15 protein-coding genes are annotated in these 18,816 nt (G+C 51.9%); 9 read left to right on the top strand and 6 right to left on the bottom strand.

Annotated elements, in window-relative coordinates; translation table 11 throughout:
- Positions 1-259 precede the first annotated feature (259 nt).
- From OGW16_RS09180 to OGW16_RS09165, 4 genes are all read left to right on the top strand, one after another.
- On the top strand, positions 260-367 hold the full coding sequence (locus OGW16_RS09180; RefSeq protein WP_043018663.1) for a type I toxin-antitoxin system toxin Ldr family protein: 108 nt from the start codon (positions 260-262) through the stop codon (positions 365-367).
- A gap of 225 nt (positions 368-592) precedes the next feature.
- Positions 593-2,599, top strand: coding sequence for a biofilm formation regulator HmsP (gene hmsP, locus OGW16_RS09175; protein ID WP_047408009.1), 2,007 nt, complete (start codon positions 593-595; stop codon positions 2,597-2,599).
- A 157-nt stretch (positions 2,600-2,756) separates the two neighbouring features.
- A complete protein-coding gene (gene dctA, locus OGW16_RS09170) occupies positions 2,757-4,043 on the top strand; it encodes a C4-dicarboxylate transporter DctC (RefSeq protein ID WP_003827429.1) in 1,287 nt (428 codons plus the stop codon).
- A 222-nt stretch (positions 4,044-4,265) separates the two neighbouring features.
- The gene (locus OGW16_RS09165) at positions 4,266-5,759 is read left to right on the top strand and encodes a M16 family metallopeptidase (RefSeq protein WP_043018661.1); all 1,494 of its coding nucleotides are present in this window, start codon (positions 4,266-4,268) and stop codon (positions 5,757-5,759) included.
- A 49-nt stretch (positions 5,760-5,808) separates the two neighbouring features.
- Here OGW16_RS09165 and kdgK read toward each other — a convergent pair whose 3' ends face one another.
- Complete coding sequence (kdgK, locus tag OGW16_RS09160; protein WP_172862489.1) at positions 5,809-6,738, bottom strand: 2-dehydro-3-deoxygluconokinase; 930 nt, start codon at positions 6,736-6,738, stop codon at positions 5,809-5,811.
- 230 nt (positions 6,739-6,968) lie between these two features.
- Between kdgK and pdeH the strand changes: the two genes are divergently transcribed.
- Positions 6,969-7,736: a cyclic-guanylate-specific phosphodiesterase gene (pdeH, locus tag OGW16_RS09155; RefSeq protein WP_172862488.1), complete on the top strand. Its 768-nt coding sequence runs from the start codon at positions 6,969-6,971 to the stop codon at positions 7,734-7,736.
- 77 nt (positions 7,737-7,813) lie between these two features.
- Entirely contained in the window at positions 7,814-9,874 is a 2,061-nt protein-coding gene (locus OGW16_RS09150) for an AsmA family protein (protein ID WP_047408021.1), read from the top strand.
- A gap of 43 nt (positions 9,875-9,917) precedes the next feature.
- Here the strand turns inward: OGW16_RS09150 and OGW16_RS09145 are convergent, their stop codons facing one another.
- The 3 genes from OGW16_RS09145 to OGW16_RS09135 all read right to left on the bottom strand — a co-directional run bounded on the left by OGW16_RS09145 (position 9,918) and on the right by OGW16_RS09135 (position 13,549).
- Positions 9,918-11,240 carry an MFS transporter gene (locus OGW16_RS09145; RefSeq protein ID WP_003023312.1) on the bottom strand — a complete coding sequence of 441 codons (1,323 nt, stop codon included), beginning with the start codon at positions 11,238-11,240 and terminating at the stop codon, positions 9,918-9,920.
- Between the two features lie 333 nt (positions 11,241-11,573).
- On the bottom strand, positions 11,574-12,602 hold the full coding sequence (yhjD, locus tag OGW16_RS09140; protein ID WP_087050777.1) for an inner membrane protein YhjD: 1,029 nt from the start codon (positions 12,600-12,602) through the stop codon (positions 11,574-11,576).
- Positions 12,603-12,649: 47 nt separating this feature from the next.
- Positions 12,650-13,549 carry a LysR family transcriptional regulator gene (locus OGW16_RS09135; RefSeq protein ID WP_286518332.1) on the bottom strand — a complete coding sequence of 300 codons (900 nt, stop codon included), beginning with the start codon at positions 13,547-13,549 and terminating at the stop codon, positions 12,650-12,652.
- 119 nt (positions 13,550-13,668) lie between these two features.
- On the opposite strand from OGW16_RS09135, the gene OGW16_RS09130 reads away from it, so the two are divergent.
- The gene (locus OGW16_RS09130) at positions 13,669-14,427 is read left to right on the top strand and encodes an SDR family NAD(P)-dependent oxidoreductase (RefSeq protein WP_286518330.1); all 759 of its coding nucleotides are present in this window, start codon (positions 13,669-13,671) and stop codon (positions 14,425-14,427) included.
- A gap of 15 nt (positions 14,428-14,442) precedes the next feature.
- Here OGW16_RS09130 and OGW16_RS09125 read toward each other — a convergent pair whose 3' ends face one another.
- Positions 14,443-14,907 (bottom strand): YqeJ family protein, encoded by a 465-nt coding sequence (locus OGW16_RS09125; protein WP_043018654.1) that lies wholly within the window; start codon positions 14,905-14,907, stop codon positions 14,443-14,445.
- On the bottom strand, positions 14,894-15,688 hold the full coding sequence (locus tag OGW16_RS09120) for a winged helix-turn-helix domain-containing protein (RefSeq protein ID WP_051642800.1): 795 nt from the start codon (positions 15,686-15,688) through the stop codon (positions 14,894-14,896). Before OGW16_RS09120 ends, OGW16_RS09125 begins: the two co-directional genes overlap by 14 nt.
- A gap of 567 nt (positions 15,689-16,255) precedes the next feature.
- Between OGW16_RS09120 and OGW16_RS09115 the strand changes: the two genes are divergently transcribed.
- Together OGW16_RS09115 and OGW16_RS09110 are read left to right on the top strand one after the other, a co-directional pair.
- A complete protein-coding gene (locus tag OGW16_RS09115; protein ID WP_043018653.1) occupies positions 16,256-16,696 on the top strand; it encodes a winged helix-turn-helix domain-containing protein in 441 nt (146 codons plus the stop codon).
- A gap of 135 nt (positions 16,697-16,831) precedes the next feature.
- Positions 16,832-18,769 carry a methyl-accepting chemotaxis protein gene (locus OGW16_RS09110; RefSeq protein ID WP_286518328.1) on the top strand — a complete coding sequence of 646 codons (1,938 nt, stop codon included), beginning with the start codon at positions 16,832-16,834 and terminating at the stop codon, positions 18,767-18,769.
- Positions 18,770-18,816: the final 47 nt, after the last annotated feature.

The raw sequence follows: 18,816 nt of genomic DNA, 5'->3' as shown, positions 1-18,816 counted from the left end.
GTGAAATGCGAGGCGCTACGCAGAGCGGAATATTGCGCAGTGATATGGCAAGTGGGCTACCGTAGAATCAGCGGCAAGCCGGGAATTCCCGGTGAGGCGCAATGTTGCGGGGGCTTGATCCCCGGCGGCATCGGTTGCTGGAAAGAGAAAACCCCCGCACGTTGTTCGGTATAAACCTGGCAACAAAACGGGGGCTGACTTGAACCTGAACAACTCAAGGATAGCCGTGAACAGTTGCCATTGCAACACAGGCGGCTATATGACGCTCGCACAGTTAGGCGTGGCCTTCTGGCACGATTTAGCGGCTCCAGTCATCGCTGGCATTATTGCCAGCCTGATTGTGAGCTGGCTGCGTAACAGGAAGTAATGCGCTTTGTGGGCGTCTGTTTGCCGCGATGGCAACATGCGCCCGAACCAGGCCGCAGGGGCGACCTTGCGGCCTTTTTCGGCTTAAATGCAGATAAATCTCGTCGTCAGGTGCCTATCCTGTCGCGATAATGCATGCTGGGAAGTTTTCAGATACCGCCTCTCTTAATACCGCTACGATCGGGTATACTCTGACGGCAGTTTCGTCTATCCGTGGAGAGTCAGTTTGCGTGTCAGTCGCTCGTTAACAATTAAGCAGATGGCAATGGTTGCGGCCGTTGTCATGGTGTTTGTGTTTATTTTTTGCACCGTTTTGTTGTTCCATTTGGTCCAGCAGAACCGCTATAACACGGCTACGCAACTGGAAAGTATCGCTCGCTCCGTCCGTGAGCCTCTGTCGGGCACAATCCTGAAAGGGGATATTCCCGAAGCGGAAGCCATTTTACGAAGTATTCGGCCTGCAGGCGTGGTCAGTCGTGCCGATGTGGTGCTGCCCAATCAGTTTCAGGCGTTGCGCATGAGCTTTATCCCTGAGCGTCCGGTTCCGGTTACGGTGACCCGTCTGTTTGAGCTTCCGGTACAAATCTCGCTACCGGTCTATTCTCTTGAGCGTTCTGCGAACCCGCAACCGCTGGCGTATCTGGTGCTGCAGGCGGATTCTTACCGCATGTATAAGTTCGTGATGAGTACGCTCTCAACGTTAGTGACCATTTACTTACTTCTATCGTTAATCCTCACAATAGCCATCTCATGGTGTATTAACCGATTGATTTTGCATCCATTACGTAAAATAGCACGTGAGTTAAACGATATTCCCCAACAGAATCTGATTGGCTATCAGCTGACGCTGCCGCGTCTGCATCAGGATGATGAGATTGGCCTGCTGGTGCGTAGCTACAACCTCAATCAGCAGCTGATTCAGCGCCACAGTGAAGAACAAAGCGACAATTCAATGCGGTTCCCGGTTTCCGAACTGCCCAACAAGTCGTTTCTGATGGAACTGCTGGAGCAGGTTGTTACCCGCCAGCAGACGACGGCGCTGATGATTGTCACCTGCGAAACCCTGCGTGATACCGCGGGGGTGTTATCCGAGACCCAGCGGGAAATCCTGTTGCTTACGCTGGTGGAAAAGCTGAAGTCAGTATTGGCCCCCAGAATGGTGCTTACCCAGGTGAGCGGCTATGACTTTGCCATCCTCGCACATGGCGTAAAAGAGCCCTGGCACGCGATTACGTTAGGTCAGCAAGTACTTACTATCGTTAATGAGCGATTACCGATTCAGGGTATTCAACTCCGTCCTGCCTGCAACATTGGGGTGGCGATGTTTAATGGCGATTTGACCGCAGAACAGCTATACCGCCGGGCGCTCTCAGCCGTGTTAACGTCGCGCCACAAGGGTAAAAACCAGATTCAGTTCTTTGATCCGTTGCAAATGGAAGAGGCGCAGCAGCGTTTGACGGAAGAGAACGATATTCTTACCGCGCTGGATAACCGTCAGTTTGCGCTCTGGATGCAGCCGCAGGTGGAGATGTCCAGCGGAAAGGTATTGAGCGCAGAAGCATTATTGCGAATGCAGCAGCCGGACGGAAGTTGGGAGCTGCCAGAAGGGTTAATCGACAGGATTGAGTCCTGTGGTCTGATGGTAACGGTCGGTTACTGGGTGCTGGAAGAGACATGCCGCCAGCTGTCAGCCTGGCAGGAACGCGGCCTGATGCTGCCTCTGTCGGTGAACCTGTCTGCGCTACAGCTGATGCACCCGAGTATGGTGTCGGATCTGCTGGAATTGTTAAATCGCTATCGCATCAAGCCAGGGACGTTGATTCTGGAAGTGACCGAAAGCCGGCATATTGATGATCCTAATGCCGCTGTGGCTATTTTACGCCCGCTGCGCAACGCAGGCGTGCGTATCGCACTGGACGATTTTGGCATGGGGTATGCCGGTCTGCGACAGCTGCAACATATGAAGTCGTTACCGGTAGATGTACTTAAAATCGATAAGATGTTTGTCGATGGCGTTCCTGAAGATTGCAGCATGATCTCCGCCATTATTCAGCTGGCTCATAGCCTTAATTTGCAGATGATCGCCGAAGGCGTCGAAACCGAAGCGCAACGAGAATGGTTATCACAGGCCGGAGTTGAAGTGGCGCAAGGGTTCCTGTTTGCAAGGCCGGTCCCGGCAAATATCTTCGAAGAACGTTATCTGACGCCGGAAAACGCTGATTACAAAAGTTAAAAAAGGTCTCGCTTGTGCGAGCCAGCTCAAAATTTTTAACATTTTTGTATCAATTATGATCCAGGTGCATTTCTGTCATGTTGAGTGGGTGTTACTTTAAGGCCGCAGGTTAAACAAAACCTTACAAGACCTGTGGTTTTTACTTTAAGGACACCCTATGAAAACCTCTATATTCAAAAGCCTTTACTTTCAGGTCCTGACAGCAATTGCCATAGGTATTCTCCTTGGCCATTTCTATCCTGAATTAGGCGCACAAATGAAGCCGCTTGGTGATGCTTTCGTTAAGCTCATCAAAATGGTCATCGCACCTGTCATCTTCTGTACTGTCGTTACCGGCATTGCAGGCATGGAAAGTATGAAAGCCGTAGGCCGCACCGGTGCGGTTGCACTGCTTTATTTTGAAATTGTCAGTACGATTGCGCTGATCATCGGCCTTATCATCGTCAACGTGGTGCAACCCGGTGCCGGGATGAACGTCGATCCGGCGACGCTGGATGCCAAAGCGGTTGCAATGTATGCAGAGCAGGCAAAAGACCAGGGGATCGTAGGTTTCCTGATGGATATTATCCCGGCGAGCGTCATTGGCGCGTTTGCCAGCGGTAACATCCTGCAGGTATTGCTGTTTGCAGTAATGTTTGGTTTTGCGCTGCATCGTCTGGGTAGCAAAGGCCAGATGATTTTCAACGTGATTGAAAGTTTCTCACAGGTTATTTTCGGCATCATCAATATGATCATGCGCCTGGCGCCGATCGGTGCTTTCGGTGCCATGGCCTTTACCATCGGTAAATATGGCGTCGGGACGCTGGTCCAACTGGGTCAGTTGATCATCTGCTTCTACATCACCTGTATTTTGTTCGTGGTGCTGGTGCTGGGCTCAATTGCGCGCGCAACCGGCTTCAGTATCTTTAAATTCATCCGCTATATCCGTGAAGAACTGCTGATCGTTCTGGGGACTTCCTCTTCCGAGTCCGCGCTACCGCGCATGCTCGATAAGATGGAAAAACTGGGCTGTCGGAAGTCGGTTGTCGGATTGGTTATACCCACGGGCTACTCGTTTAACCTTGATGGGACATCAATCTATCTGACGATGGCGGCGGTGTTTATCGCACAGGCCACCAACAGCCATATGGATATCTTCCATCAGATAACCCTGTTGGTAGTGCTCCTGCTCTCCTCAAAAGGTGCTGCGGGTGTGACCGGGAGTGGCTTTATTGTTCTGGCCGCGACTATCTCTGCGGTGGGGCATTTGCCGGTTGCAGGTCTGGCGCTGATTCTCGGTATTGACCGCTTCATGTCTGAAGCCCGTGCGCTGACCAACCTGATTGGTAACGGTGTGGCAACTGTCGTTGTGGCTAAATGGGTGAAAGAATTGGACACCAAAAAGCTGGATGATACGTTGAATAACCGTGCGCCGGATGGCAAAACGCACGATTTATCCTCTTAATCTCGTCACTTATGCCCGTAGTCCCTTCCAGGACTGCGGGTGTTTGCGCATAATTACCCCCTGTGCCTGAAACTGCCGATTCGGCGGCGTCGGGATTTTTTCACTTCCTCCGTGACATTTTTATGTTCTTGCGGTCTAACACGAAGTGTTTTTAACGTCATATTCAGAGAGTCCTTTCACGGGCTGTCTTTTTATTTCCAGGATAGTTGATCAGGGGTTCACATGCAGGGCACAAAAATTCGACTTTTAGCGGGCGGCTTGCTGATGATGGCCACTGCCGGCTATGTGCAGGCAGATGCGCTCCAGCCTGACCCGGCGTGGCAACAGGGTACGCTGGCAAATGGTTTACAGTGGCAAGTCTTGGCCACTCCCCAGCGCCCCAGCGACCGTATTGAGGTTCGCCTGCTGGTTAATACCGGTTCACTCACCGAAAGTACGCAACAGAGTGGTTTCAGCCATGCGATCCCACGTATCGCGCTGACGCAAAGCGGCGGCCTCGACGCCACGCAAGCCCGTTCACTTTGGCAGCAGGGGTTCGATCCCAAACGTCCCATGCCGCCCGTTATCGTTTCCTATGATTCCACGCTGTATAACCTCAGTCTGCCTAACAGCCGTAACGATCTGCTGAAAGAGTCGCTTTCATATCTGGCCAATATTTCCGGCAATTTGAGCATTACCCCTGAAACGGTCAATCATGCGCTGAGTAGTGAAGACATGGTGGCAACCTGGCCGTCAGATACCAAAGAGGGATGGTGGCGCTATCGTCTGAAGGGATCGACGCTGCTGGGTCACGATCCAGCCGATCCGCTGAAAACGCCTGTCGATGCGACGAAAATCCAGTCCTTCTACCAGAAATGGTATACCCCGGATGCGATGACGCTGATTATTGTCGGTAACGTAGATGCGCGCAGCGTGGCTGAGCAAATCAACAAAACCTTTGGCGAGTTAAAAGGTAAACGCGAAACCCCGGCGCCGGTACCGACGCTCTCTCCGCTGCGTGCAGAGGCTGTGAGCATCATGACTGATGCGGTACGTCAGGATCGTCTGTCTATTATGTGGGATACGCCGTGGCAGCCGATCCGTGAATCTGCCGCACTGCTACGTTACTGGCGCGCTGATTTAGCTCGCGAAGCGTTGTTCTGGCACATTCAGCAGGAGCTCACCAAAAACAATGCCAAAGACATTGGCCTTGGATTCGACTGTCGGGTGCTGTTCCTGCGCGCGCAGTGCGCCATCAACGTTGAATCACCGAACGGTAAGCTGAATGCGAACCTCGGTACGGTTGCGCGTGAGCTGGCCAAAGTGCGTGATAAGGGGCTGCCGGAAGAAGAGTTTAATGCGCTGGTGGCGCAAAAGAATCTGGAACTGCAGAAGCTGTTTGCCACCTATGGTCGCACCGATACCGATATTTTGATCAGCCAGCGTTTGCGCTCGCTGCAAAATCAGGTGGTGGATATTGCGCCTGAACAGTATCAGCGTTTACGCCAGAGCTTCCTGAACAGCCTGAGCGTTGAGATGCTGAATCAGGACCTGCGTCAGCAATTGTCGCAAGACATGGCGTTAATCCTGCTGCAGCCAAAGGGTGAACCTGAATTCAATATGAAGGATCTGCAGGCGACGTGGGATAGCATTATGGCGCCGGTTACCGCAGCGGCAACCTCGGTTGAGACGGATGAATCACATCCTGAAGTGTCGGACATCCCGCCGGTACAGTAAACCTGTAGGCCGGGCAAGCTAAGCGCCCCCGGCCTACAAGAACAACACGTTATTGCGGCATGGCGTCGCGGGGGATAATCGCCCCACGATGCTGAATGACGGTGCTTGCCGTCAGATGGCCGCGTTTTGCGGCATCAGCAGCATCGCCACCGGTCAGACGTACCGCCAGATACCCGGCGCTGAAGGAGTCTCCCGCAGCGGTGGTATCGATCACCTTCTCTTTCGGCAGTTTTACGGCCGGAACGTCGATCAGTTCTTCGCCTGCAATGGAAACCAGGCAAGAGTCTGCGCCGCGCTTCACAACCACTTCCTGAACGCCAGCAGCGTGAGTACGGGCAATCACCTCGGCAACGGGTTTTTCACCCCACAGCGCGTCTTCATCGTCCAGCGTCAGGAACGCAATATTGGTGCATTGCAGCATCTGCTGATACACCTGCTGGGTCTCTTCTTTACTGCTCCACAGGCGTGGACGGTAGTTATTGTCAAAAATGACTTTTCCACCGTTGGCACGGCATTCACGCAGCAATGACAGCAGCTTGTCACGACTTGCCGGGCTTAAAATCGCCAGGCTGATTCCGCTCAGATACAGATAGTCAAATGTCGCCAGCTCTTCGCAAATCGCGGTGGACTGTTCGCTCTCCAGCCAGAATTTTGCGGCGGCTTCATTACGCCAGTAATAGAAGGTGCGCTCGCCGGTGCTATCGGTCTCAATGTAATAGAGGCCCGGCAGGCGGTTTTCCATGCGCTGAGTTAATGAGGTATCGACGTTTTCGCCCTGCCAGGATTCCAACATTTGTTGGCTAAAACTGTCGGTACCCAGTGCAGTCACATAGTGTACGGAAAGTGCCGCAGCATCGACCTGACGGGCGATATAAACGGATGTATTCAACGTGTCGCCACCGAATCCGCGCTGAACGTCAGCGCCTTTCTGTGACAGCTCAATCATGCATTCGCCAATCACGGCAATCTTTCTGGACATAGTCGTAACCTGCTCTGAAAAAAATTAGCGTTAGTGTGCGCTGTGGGTGTTAAGTGGTCAACTATATTAAAACATCGTTCCATTATTTTTTTGAGCCAGCACGTGTTCTGCGTCGTTTTTTGCCGCTTAGTTTCTATTTTGCGTACGGCTGAACGTAAAGTTCTGCGCCTGAGCGCCGATAACCTTTGACGAGTCCGGTCAGTCACACTCTTATTTACAGGACATCTCAAATGATAAAGCAGGTTACCCAGCAGCTAATTACGCCCGATGCGAGTATTGAAAGCTTGCAGGAGAGACGCTATTGGCTGCAGTGCGAGCGTGCTTACACCTACCAGCCGATTTACCAGACCAACGGTCGGCTGATGGCCGTTGAGCTGCTGACCGTCGTGAGCCATCCTGAAAACCCCTCCCAACGCATCGCGCCAGACCGCTATTTTGCCGAAGTCGCCGTCCGACATCGTGTCGATGTGGTGAAAGAGCAGCTTTTACAGCTTGAACAAAAAGCAGCGTTTTTCCGGGTCAATAATCTGCTGGCATCAGTGAATGTCGACGGGCCAACACTTATTGCCATGCGCCAGGATCCCGATATCCTGAAAATCATCGAATGCCTGCCGTGGCTGCGCTTTGAACTGGTGGAGCATATCCGTTTGCCGAAGGGCTCGTCGTTCGCCTCAATGTGCGAATTTGGCCCGCTCTGGCTGGATGATTTCGGTACCGGTATGGCGAACTTCTCGGCCCTGAGCGAAGTGAGTTACGACTATATCAAAGTGGCGCGGGATCTGTTTGTCATGCTGCGCCAGACGCCGGAAGGCCGCAATCTCTTCACGCTACTGTTACAGCTGATGAACCGCTATTGCCGCGGCGTAATTGTTGAAGGTGTCGAAACGCTGGAAGAGTGGCGTGATGTGCAAAACTCACCGGCTTTCGCGGCCCAAGGCTATTTTCTCTCTCGTCCAGTGCCCCTGGATACCCTCGAAGACGTTATTCTGTCGCTTTGATGAGGATGTAGAGCGCCTCCTTTTCTTCTACTGGACTATCTTTAGGACAGGCAAGGAAGGAAGTAAGGAGGTTAGACATGACGAGAACAGGTAAAATAACCACTTCAGTAATAGGGGTTTTCTTGTTGTTGATCGTCGTACTCATCATTGTGATTGCGACATTTGACTGGAACCGGCTCAAACCGACCATCAACCAGAAAGTCTCTACAGAACTCAACCGGCCCTTCGCCATACGAGGGGATCTGGGCGTGGTTTGGCAGCGTCAGCAGCAGGAAACCGGCTGGCGTAGCTGGGTTCCGTGGCCGCATATCCATGCCGAAGATATTATCCTTGGCAACCCGCCAGATATTCCTGACGTTACCATGGTGCATCTCCCGCGCGTTGAAGCCACGCTCGCCCCACTGGCGCTGCTGACAAAAACCGTCTGGCTCCCGTGGATCAAGCTGGTCAAACCCGATGCGCGGCTTATCCGCCTGTCGGAGAAAAACAATAACTGGACCTTTAACTTAGCAGGGGATGAAAATCGCGATCCCAATGCGCCGCCATCCGCGTGGTCGTTCCGGCTGGATAACATTCTGTTCGATCAGGGACGTATCGCCATTAACGATAAGGTGACGAAGTCAGAGCTTGAGATCCTGGTCGATCCGCTGGGTAAACCGTTGCCCTTTAGCGAAGTGACCGGCGCAAAGGGTAAAGAGAGCAACGCCCGCGTCGAGGACTACGTATTTGGGCTGAAAGCGCAAGGGCGATATAACGGCGAACCGCTAAGCGGTAGCGGGAAAATAGGCGGAATGCTGGCGCTGCGTGGTGAAAATACCCCTTTCCCGATTCAGGCTGATTTCCGTTCGGGCAATACGCGCGTGGCGTTTATCGGCACGATAAACGATCCGTTGAACATGGGCGGGGCGGATCTGCGGCTTAAATTCTCGGGAGATTCGCTAGGGGATTTGTACGATTTGACCGGCGTACTGCTCCCGGATACGCCGCCGTTTGAAACCGACGGGCGTCTGGTGGCAAAAATCGACCCGGAAAAATCCTCTGTTTTTGATTATCGCGATTTTAATGGCCGCATTGGCGATAGCGATATTCACGGAACGCTGGCCTATACCACCGGTAAACCGCGACCCATGCTGAAGGGGGATGTTGAGTCTCGCCAACTGAGGCTGGCTGATTTGGGTCCGTTGATCGGTGTGGATTCAGGCAAAGGGGCAGAACGGGCAAAACAATCTGAACAGCGCAAAGGTGAGAAGAGCGTTCAACCTGCGGGCAAGGTCTTGCCGTATGACCGTTTTGAAACCGACAAATGGAACGTGATGGACGCTGACGTGCGTTTCAAAGGACGGCGTATTGAGCACGGCAGCAGCCTGCCGATCAGCGATCTCTCCACCCATATCATCCTGAAAAATGCCGACCTGCGCCTGCAGCCGCTGAAATTCGGTCTTGCGGGCGGCAGCATTGTTTCCAGCATCCATCTGGAAGGGGATAAAAAGCCGATGCGGGGGCAGGCGGATATCCAGGCTCGCCGCCTGAAGCTTAAAGCGCTGATGCCGGATGTGGAACTGATGCAAAAAACGCTTGGTGAAATGAATGGTGACGCCAGGTTTAGTGGGAGCGGAAACTCGGTCGCTGCGCTGCTTGGTAACAGCAATGGCAACCTCAAGCTACTGATGAACGATGGTTTGATCAGCCGGAATCTGATGGAAATTGTGGGCTTGAATCTGGGTAACTATATCGTCGGGCAGATATTTGGTGATGACGAGGTGCGGGTGAACTGCGCGGCGGCGAATCTGGATATTGTGAACGGCGTGGCGCGTCCGCAGATTTTTGCTTTCGACACGGAAAACGCGGTCATCAATGTCACCGGTACGGCGAGCTTTGCGTCGGAGCAACTGGATTTAACCATCGATCCAGAGAGCAAAGGCATTCGTATTATTACGCTGCGTTCGCCGCTGTATGTTCGCGGCACCTTTAAGGATCCGCAGGCTGGCGTGAAGGCCGGGCCGCTGATTGCGCGCGGTGCGGTTGCTGCCGCGCTGGCAACACTGGTGACGCCAGCGGCGGCCTTGCTGGCGCTGATTTCGCCGTCAGAGAGTGACGCGAATCAGTGCCGGACGATCCTGTCGCAGATGAAGAAGTGACGTCTGGCCGGATGCGGTGGTTACACCGTATCCGGCAATAGAATCACAATGACTGATGGCGGGTTTCGTGGGTTAACAGCAGCGCAATCAGCGTTAACGCCGCCATCGATGCCAGATACGTACCGACCGCCGCCAGACCGTAATTCGCCTGCAGCCATGCGGCAATGTAAGGGGCAACGGAAGCGCCAAGAATCGATGAAACATTGTATGAAAACGATGCCCCCGTGTAGCGCACTTCGGTCGGGAACAGCTCCGGCAGCAGCGCGCCCATCGGACCAAATGTCAGTCCCATCAGACTCAAGCCCAGCAACAGGAAGGCGAAAACCAGCACCGGATTGCCAGAGCCGAGCAGTGGTTTAAAGGCAAACAACGCAAACAGAATGATAAGCGTGGTGATGATGAGCATGCTCTTGCGACGACCAAACGCGTCGGCCAGCAGACCCGCCACCGGCACCATAACGCCAAAGCCAATAACCGCCATCATCAGCATCCACAACACTTCATTACGCGGCAGGCCAAGCCCTACAGGCGCTGCAGCGGTGCTGAACGTCATCGAATAGACGGTCATGATATAGAACAGCGTATAGGTCGCCAGCATGATGAACGTGCCGAGGATCGTCACGCGGACATGTTTTGTCAGCAGGGTTCCCAGCGGGATTTTCACCTGTTTTTTCGCCGCAGCCACTTTGGCGAAGACCGGAGATTCATGCAGCGAGACGCGTACGTACAGACCGATAATCACCAGCACCGCAGAGAAGATGAACGGCACGCGCCAACCCCAGCTCATAAACTGCTCGTCGGTCAGCAGCCAGGAGAGCAACAGGAAAGTGCCGTTGGCGAAGAAGAAGCCGATAGGCGCGCCCAACTGCGGAAATGATCCGTACAGCGCGCGTTTACGCGGCGGTGCGTTTTCCGTCGCCAGCAGCGCAGCACCACCCCATTCACCACCCAGACCTAACCCCTGGCCAAAACGCGCCAGAGCCAGCAGCAGCGGGGCGAAAATGCCGATAGTTTCATAGCCCGGCAGCAGGCCAATGACAACCGTCGAGATCCCCATGGTGAGTAGCGAAGCAACCAGCGTGACTTTGCGCCCTACGCGATCGCCAAAATGGCCGAACACAGCGGAACCGATCGGCCGTGCGACAAAGGCGATAGCAAAGGTGGCGAGCGACTGCAGCGTAGCAGCGGTCGGATCCCCCTGGGGGAAGAAGATATGCGGGAACACGATTACCGCAGCGGTGGCGTAAATATAGAAGTCGAAGAACTCAATGGCGGTGCCAATGAGCGAGGCGACGACGACTTTATTGCGCGAGTTGACCGGGGTATGTTCCTGTTCGTTGTCGAGCGTTGTGGCTGTTGCTTGCATAATATTTTCTTATTTTAGGTCGAACGAAAGGTCATATTACGCACAGCAAAAGAGACATTTCAATCTGTAACAAACCTTGGCGTTGGTCAAAAATGGAGCAAAAAGTGGATAATTTTTAGGCTGGAGATTTCACTTCCATGAAATGCTTCACAAAATTTAAAACTTGGATGATAAAACTGGTTTTTGGTTAAATAAAAGTTACAGGCTGGATTTATTCACTAAATCAGTGAGAACAGGCGGCATTATAATTGCCGGATGGCGCTGCGTTTATCCGGCCTACAAACTCACCCGTAGGCCGGATAAGCGCAGCACCATCCGGCCAGTTAACAAAGATTAGCGGTGGGTTTTACCCGGCATTCGCGGGTCGTCTTTGTATTCCGCCGTGGCAATCCAGGCTGCGCAAAACAGCGTCAGACGGGCGAAGAAGTAGAAAAATGCCATCAGTCCAAGCACGGAACCAAATGCCGCGCCTGACGGTGATTGGACCAGCGATGGCAGCGTGTACGTCATGATCATTTTGATGACTTCAAACCCCAGCGCCGCGATAAACGTACCGCGAATGAGCGCTTTCTTACGCGGTCGGTGACGCGGTAGCCGCCAAAAAATCCAGAAGAACAGCAGGTAGTTGGCGAAAATAGAAATGGCCAGGCCGATCAGTCGCCAGGCGGGCTTCAACCAGTCGATACCGTCGAGATACAGCGCAGAGATAATCATCTGCTGGGCGGAACCGGCGATGGAGGTAATGGACAGAGTAACAATCAGCGCAATCAATAAGCCAATCAAGGACACAAAATCACGCAGATATTTGACCCAAATTTTTTCCTGATCCTGTGGGGTACGCTCCCAGACATCCCGCGACTGGGCACGAATCGCTTCGCGCAGATTGCCCATCCAGTTAATTCCGGAATAGAGCGCAATGCCAAGCCCGACCAGACCCACGGTGGTACGTTGCTGAACGGCGGTATTGATGGTGTTTTTCAACGTGGAGGCGAGCGTCGGGTCGCTGACGTTGAGCAGAATTTTGCTGAAGATATCCTGCAACAGCGTAGGGTGCGAAGCGAGAATAAAACCTGCGGCGGCAAACGACACCATCAGAATGGGGATCATCGACAGAAACGAGAAGTAGGTGATGGCGGCGCCAAACTGGTTTCCCATGCGGTCATTAAAACGCTCTGCAGCACGAATCATATGGGCGATGACGGGCTGACGTTGAATTTTATCGGCGAAGGTCAGGGCGGTTTTCAACGCCTGATTGGTCGTACCGTCGGTTTCTGTTTTTTTACGCTCCTGGGTCTCAATTTTTGGGATCGGTGCGTGCTCAAGTTCCTGAATGGGGCGTTTAATTTCTTTTTCCTGCGTCATCAGGGCAGTAATCCTTGTTTTATTCATTCTCAAGACAGTATAGCTTGTCAGTCCACGTAGTCTTTCATCACGCCGGTCAACCATTCCTTAAACAGGTGTACCCGGCGGGAGAGGTTGCGGCGATGCGGATAGAGCAATGAAACCGGTAATGGCTCGGCGCGATATTGCGGCAATACTTCGACCAGTGTACCGGCGCGCAGGGCTTCACGTACACCCACGCGCGGTACCTGAATAATGCCCAGACCGGCAAGACATGCCGCATGATACGTTTCGGTACTGTTCACCGTCAGCATACCGCCGGTTTTAACCCATTTAGCACCGTTGTCTGTCGCCACTTCGAAGCCTTGCGCACGCGTTCCCAAATTGACCGAGTAGTGCACCACCGCATGGGAGGCTAAATCTTCGAGGCTTTCCGGATAACCAAAGCGGGCGAGATATTGTGGGCTGGCGCAGTTAATCTGGGTGAGTTTTCCCAGCGGGCGTGCAATCAACCCTGAATCTTTCAGCGTTCCCACGCGTACTACACAGTCGAAGCCTTCGCGGATCAAATCCACCAGACGGTCGCTGCTGCTGAGTTCGAGCTCAAGGCCCGGATATTGATGCAAGAAGGTCGGTAAGCGGGGCATCACCAGATTTCTCGCCACGCCAACCGGCATATCGACGCGCAGCTTGCCGCTGATGCTGGCCGGATCGTGATGAAATAGCCCATCCAGTTCATCCAGGTTGCTCAACAGATCTTTCGCACGTTCGTAATAAATCATGCCGTCTTGCGTGAGCTGAACGCGACGGGTAGTGCGATGCAACAACTGCGTGCCCAGATGATTTTCCAGGGCCTGGATTTGGCGCGATACGCTACCTTTAGGAAGTCCGAGGGTGTCTGCCGCGCGCGAAAAGCTCTCCAGTTCTGCGACGCGGATGAACAACTGCATTGCGTGAATTTTATCCATTCTCATGCCCTATTGTTGTTCTAAATGAAACAGTAATGCGCAGTCAGCGGTATTTATTGTTTTTCTACCACCTAATAAGCTTTATCTCAATTTTAACAACACCTGAAATGAGGTTTCTTATGACGCAACGTATCGCATTGGTGACCGGCGGCGGCCGTGGACTCGGTAAAAACGCGGCGCTGAAGCTGGCGAGTAAAGGAATTGGTATCATCCTGACGTGGAACAGCAATGAAAAAGAAGCGCAGCAGGTTGTGGAGGAGATCCGCCAATCTGGCAGTAAAGCAGCGGCATTGCCGTTGAATGTCGGCGATATTTCGACTTTCCCACAGTTTGCTAAACAGGTGCAGGAAACCCTACGGACGCACTGGCAAAGCGACACCTTTGATTATTTATTGAACAATGCCGGGATTGGCATTAACGCACCGTATCCGGCGTTCACCGAAGCGCAATTTGACCAGCTTTTGAACATCCATTTTAAAGGTCCTTTTTTCCTGACGCAGAACCTGCTGCCGTTGATCAACAGCGGTGGACGGATCCTTAATGTTTCGACCGGGCTGGCGCGCTTTGCGCTGCCAGGCTACAGCGCTTACGCTGCCATGAAAGGCGCGATGGAGGTGTTAACCCGTTATCAGGCAAAAGAGCTGGGCGAGCGCGGTATTACGGCGAATATTATAGCGCCTGGCGCAATAGAGACGGATTTTAGCGGCGGAAACGTGCGGGATAATGCGCAACTGAATGCGTACATCGCATCGCAAACGGCGTTGGGGCGCGTTGGGTTACCGGATGATATTGGCGACGCTATTGCTGCGTTGCTCAGCGATGAGCTGGCCTGGATGACGGCGCAGCGTATCGAAGTCTCTGGCGGGATGTTCCTGTAATCGACCCTCTTTTGGTCAGCCTTTGGAGCAATAGAAAACTGGCGCGCTATCATAGTTAAAAATATAGCTGGTGGCGTTTGCCGGTATTATCTGAAATCTGATCCCGCGATCGCGGTGCTGAAAGAAATCGGGGATAAACGTTCTGAAGAATTCATTCTTCTTCGGGAGTGGATTTGTTTCATCAGAAACCATGATCACTTCCCCATCCTCATGCCAGTATTTAAACGTCACTTTATTACTGACGGACTGAGACTGAGCGCCATCTTCTGTATATTCCCCCACGGCTTCATAGTTACCATTACCGTTATTAAGATTAAAGTCCAGGATCATATCCAGTACCGAATTGTCATACACAATGGCGGTGTGGATCTCACAGCTAAAATTCGCTCGCTGATGTTGAATATAAATGGCGGCCAATAGCGGTGCCGCAATCGCCAGAGCAATCAGCGACCAGATTAGAAGACCCTTATTTATTTTCATTATATTGCTGCTTGTAATAAATGGAGCGGCAACGTGTGGCGCTCTTTTGTGGGTTATTATCGCAAATTAACACCGTTACACCACGCTGCGCATGGTTGAGGGTTAAATAAGCATTTTCGCCTTCATGACAACTGAATGGATAGCGACCGGACAACGCTTCAAATGCGCTTTGGCTTTTGTCACGATCGTACCAGGAAGAGAAAACCGTGCATCCGTTCATTTGGCCAACAGGGTGATAGCGAGCAAAAATGGGCTCTTCATATTTCCAGGTCTGATAAAGGACGCTGCAGGAGAGAATAAACAGCAGGAGAGCTACCCAGTACGGCCACAAACGCTTTGGTGATGTTTTAGTGGCCTCGACAAATGCTTCTGTTTGTTCAGATGATGGTGCGATTAAAACGGGGTCGGCAGATATTTTCTGCGGTTTAATAAAATTGTCCCGCTCACCCGCAACAACCCGGGCGATACACTTAAAGCCCGCCTTGGGCAGCGTTTTTACCACATCATCAGCCAGACCCGCCGCCTTCAGCGCTTTGCGGATGGATGAAATCGTCTGATAAAGCGCATTGGTCGTGACAACCGCTCCCTGCTTTTCCCATACGGCAGAGAAAAGATAACGTTGTGTAAGTACTTCTCCATTGTGTTCAAGTAGTTGCGCCAGGCATTCATTTACCGGGCCATGCAGAGTGACCGCGCGTTCCGGGTAACTCGCTAATGACCCAAGGCGGCGAAGTTCCGGTTCAAATATTACCGTTTCGTTTATCAGAAACACTTTATTCATGACATGACCATTTGCGGCCGTTCAGGGGCCGGATTGTCCGCGATGTTTAACTGGCTTGCGCGTAAAACTTCTGATTCAGATTTTTTAGTTTGTAAATCAAATAATTATCGTTATATCTGTCAGCGTGTTTCACGCGTTTCCCCTCAAGTTGTGCGCTATGATTCAGTATAAATCAAAAAATATCACTGCTTCTTGTGGCCGATTGCTCTTATCGTGGCGTCAATGTGATAAAGGGAGCAGACGATACAGCGAGTCAGGGGGGTAAGGATTTAATTCTTTAGAATTATAAAAATTCGACATTAAAAGTTGAGTGTTCGATCGCTTATGCGCAAACAGGGTACATACTCTGAAAATTTCACATATGAAGAATAATAAACCGTGAATTTAATTTATAACTTCTAATCTACCATAAACGAATGCTAAACGACCGGTTCCTTATAGTACATCGGGTTGTGGATTGGAAAGCATTCATAGCAGCCATATAATCCACCACATAAACGGTATGGATTATCTCAACGCTTATATGTAGAGGTGCATGTTAGTCTTCATTTAACGTGGGTATAAGATATGGGCTATCGTCTATATGGATTTATGATCGGTGATGAAATTCATTTTGACATTTCTAATCGCCGACTGTATCGGCTTACAGGTAGCCATACCGAGAAAAGCCTCGCTTTTGCGTCAATTTATTTTAATGAAACAATGTTAAGGCTTTTCCTGTATTTATTAATGAATGCCAGGAGCCAGCCGGTAACGAAAGAAGAGTTATTTGAAAAAATCTGGGAGGCGCACAGTCTGAGCCCCTCCACGCAAAGATTATGGCAGGTTCTGCACAATCTTAATAATAAACTTAGCCTGCTGGGGTTACCCAGGGATTTTATTCTTAATATAAGAGGGCGGGGGTATATTATCAATTATCCTGATGTCATCCCCGTTTATTATAGAGTGAGCGAACTCCCGACTCACGCCGTTAAAAAAAGGGAGAAGACAGATAACCTGAGTGAGTGATGTCAACCCAGGTATTTGCCCTGAGCACGCAGGTGTGAGGGGCTTTTTTTTATCGTTACCTTTTCTATATCTATTTTCTATTAATGTTCGTTAAATAGCATTGTTGTTCGGTATATACCGACTCTGGGGTAATATATGGGCATAATTAATCGGTTTACCAATTTAAAAGTCAGTAAGAAATTATTCTTTGGATTTTCAATCGTCCTGCTTGTTACGCTTGCTATTCTGGTTTCGGGCTTGTTTGGTTTGGCAAATATCCAGGACAAAGTGAGAAAAAACGGACATACCACCGATCTGTTTAACGCGCTGTCCGAGGTACGCCTGGGACGCACGAATTTTCAGTATACGCTGGACCAGAAATATCTGGATCAAATCAACGCCGCCACCAAACGCATGCAGGGTATTGCCGTTGAGATGGATACGTTGTCCTGGTCCCAGGAGGGGAAAAAGGCGCTGGACGATACGGTAAATGCAGTCAATAGCTACGTTGCGAGCCTTGAACCCTTTACGAAAGCGCTTTCTGAAAAGAAAATCAGCGAACAAAAACTGAATACCCAGGGACTGTGCGATAACTCTGAGCTGGCTTCAACGCTGAGCCGGAATGGTACGCTGGACGCCCAACATGCGCTTGTTGCGGCGCAAATCGCATTTATCATGAGTGACATTGACTCACAGATGTCGCTGTATAAACAGCATCCGACAGATGAGTTAATGAATGGGATCCGCAAACGTCTGGAGACGGCAAAGTCCGATACCGGGCAACTGCTGTCGGTTGCTTCTGAAGATCAAAAGGTCTGGTTGCAGTCCGGGCGTGAAAACATGCAGAGCGTAGCGGCTGAGCTGGTCAATTACAAAAGCGTTTGGGATCAACAGGCAGCGCTCTCCGATACCTTGACCGGCAAAGCGGTCACGCTGACCCAGGAGATTCAGACCTTATTTAGCATGCAGCAGAAAAAGGTCACCGATACGGTAGAGAGCGTCCAACTGCAGATGGGCATAGTCGCCGTTATTGGTATCGCGCTGGGCGTCCTGCTGGCAATGGGGATTACCTTATCCGTTACTCGTCCGCTGAACGAAACCCTGCGCGTGGCGGAGCTTATCGCCAGGGGGGATTTAACCAGCACCCTGACCAGTACGCGTCGTGATGAGCCGGGCCTGCTCATGCAGGCGGTTTCCACCATGAACAGCAACCTGAAAAACATCATTAACGATGTGCGTGACGGCGTGGATAGTGTTGCCAGGTCGTCCTCAGAAATTGCGGCGGGGAATATGGATTTATCGGCCCGCACTGAGCAACAGTCTGCCGCGGTAGTGGAAACTGCCGCCAGTATGGAAGAGCTCACCTCGACCGTCGCGCTGAACGCTGAAAATGCTAACCATGCGCGACTGCTGGCGGATGAAGCCTCACAGAACGCGACGGAAGGAAGCACGATCTCACTGCAGGTGATTGAGACCATGAAGAGCGTGCGCGACAGTTCGCACCGTATTTCTGAAATCACCACCGTCATTAACAGTATTGCTTTCCAGACTAATATTCTGGCGCTCAATGCCGCGGTAGAAGCTGCCCGTGCGGGCGATCAGGGGAAAGGTTTCGCCGTGGTTGCGGCTGAAGTGCGTACGCTTGCCCAACGCAGCGCTCAGTCAGCAAAAGAGATTGAAAACCTGATTAATGAGTCCGTGGTGTATGTGGATAACGGTTTTCACCTGGTGGAGAGCGCGGGCGTTGCGATGACCAGGATTGAGACTTCCGTGTCTCAGGTGCGCGATATCATGAATGAAATTGCCGCCGCGACCGATGAACAAAGCCGCGGGATTTCGCAAATTGCGCAGGCCATGGCGGAGATGGATACCACCACCCAACAAAACGCTGCTCTGGTTGAAGAGTCTTCAGCAGCGGCCAGCTCGTTGGAGGAACAGGCCGTACAACTTGAAAAAGTGGTGTCGATTTTCCGCGTGTCGAACGATCAAAGCGCCATTGCGCGAAACCACAAGGAAAAGGGTGGGAACACCGTCAGGCAGACCTCGATGGTACGTCCTTCCTCTAACGACCAGGACGACTGGGTCAAGTTCTGATGATTGCCGTGCGGCTGTTCTGGACCGGCTGCCGCACGCTTGAGGCT

This window comes from Citrobacter sp. Ce104, assembly GCF_030334595.1.
Classification (GTDB): Bacteria; Pseudomonadota; Gammaproteobacteria; order Enterobacterales; family Enterobacteriaceae; genus Citrobacter; species Citrobacter europaeus.
The sequence above is the reverse complement of the archived record's forward strand: the minus strand, read 5'-3'. Positions and strand labels throughout refer to the sequence as shown.

Coding starts and splice junctions, on each gene's coding strand:
- OGW16_RS09180 (WP_043018663.1), top strand. CDS start 260: ATGACGCTCGCACAGTTAGGCGTGGCCTTCTGGCACGATTTAGCGGCT.
- dctA (WP_003827429.1), top strand. CDS start 2,757: ATGAAAACCTCTATATTCAAAAGCCTTTACTTTCAGGTCCTGACAGCA.
- OGW16_RS09165 (WP_043018661.1), top strand. CDS start 4,266: ATGCAGGGCACAAAAATTCGACTTTTAGCGGGCGGCTTGCTGATGATG.
- kdgK (WP_172862489.1), bottom strand. CDS start 6,738: ATGTCCAGAAAGATTGCCGTGATTGGCGAATGCATGATTGAGCTGTCA.
- pdeH (WP_172862488.1), top strand. CDS start 6,969: ATGATAAAGCAGGTTACCCAGCAGCTAATTACGCCCGATGCGAGTATT.
- OGW16_RS09150 (WP_047408021.1), top strand. CDS start 7,814: ATGACGAGAACAGGTAAAATAACCACTTCAGTAATAGGGGTTTTCTTG.
- OGW16_RS09145 (WP_003023312.1), bottom strand. CDS start 11,240: ATGCAAGCAACAGCCACAACGCTCGACAACGAACAGGAACATACCCCG.
- yhjD (WP_087050777.1), bottom strand. CDS start 12,602: ATGACGCAGGAAAAAGAAATTAAACGCCCCATTCAGGAACTTGAGCAC.
- OGW16_RS09135 (WP_286518332.1), bottom strand. CDS start 13,549: ATGGATAAAATTCACGCAATGCAGTTGTTCATCCGCGTCGCAGAACTG.
- OGW16_RS09130 (WP_286518330.1), top strand. CDS start 13,669: ATGACGCAACGTATCGCATTGGTGACCGGCGGCGGCCGTGGACTCGGT.
- OGW16_RS09125 (WP_043018654.1), bottom strand. CDS start 14,907: ATGAAAATAAATAAGGGTCTTCTAATCTGGTCGCTGATTGCTCTGGCG.
- OGW16_RS09120 (WP_051642800.1), bottom strand. CDS start 15,688: ATGAATAAAGTGTTTCTGATAAACGAAACGGTAATATTTGAACCGGAA.
- OGW16_RS09115 (WP_043018653.1), top strand. CDS start 16,256: ATGGGCTATCGTCTATATGGATTTATGATCGGTGATGAAATTCATTTT.
- OGW16_RS09110 (WP_286518328.1), top strand. CDS start 16,832: ATGGGCATAATTAATCGGTTTACCAATTTAAAAGTCAGTAAGAAATTA.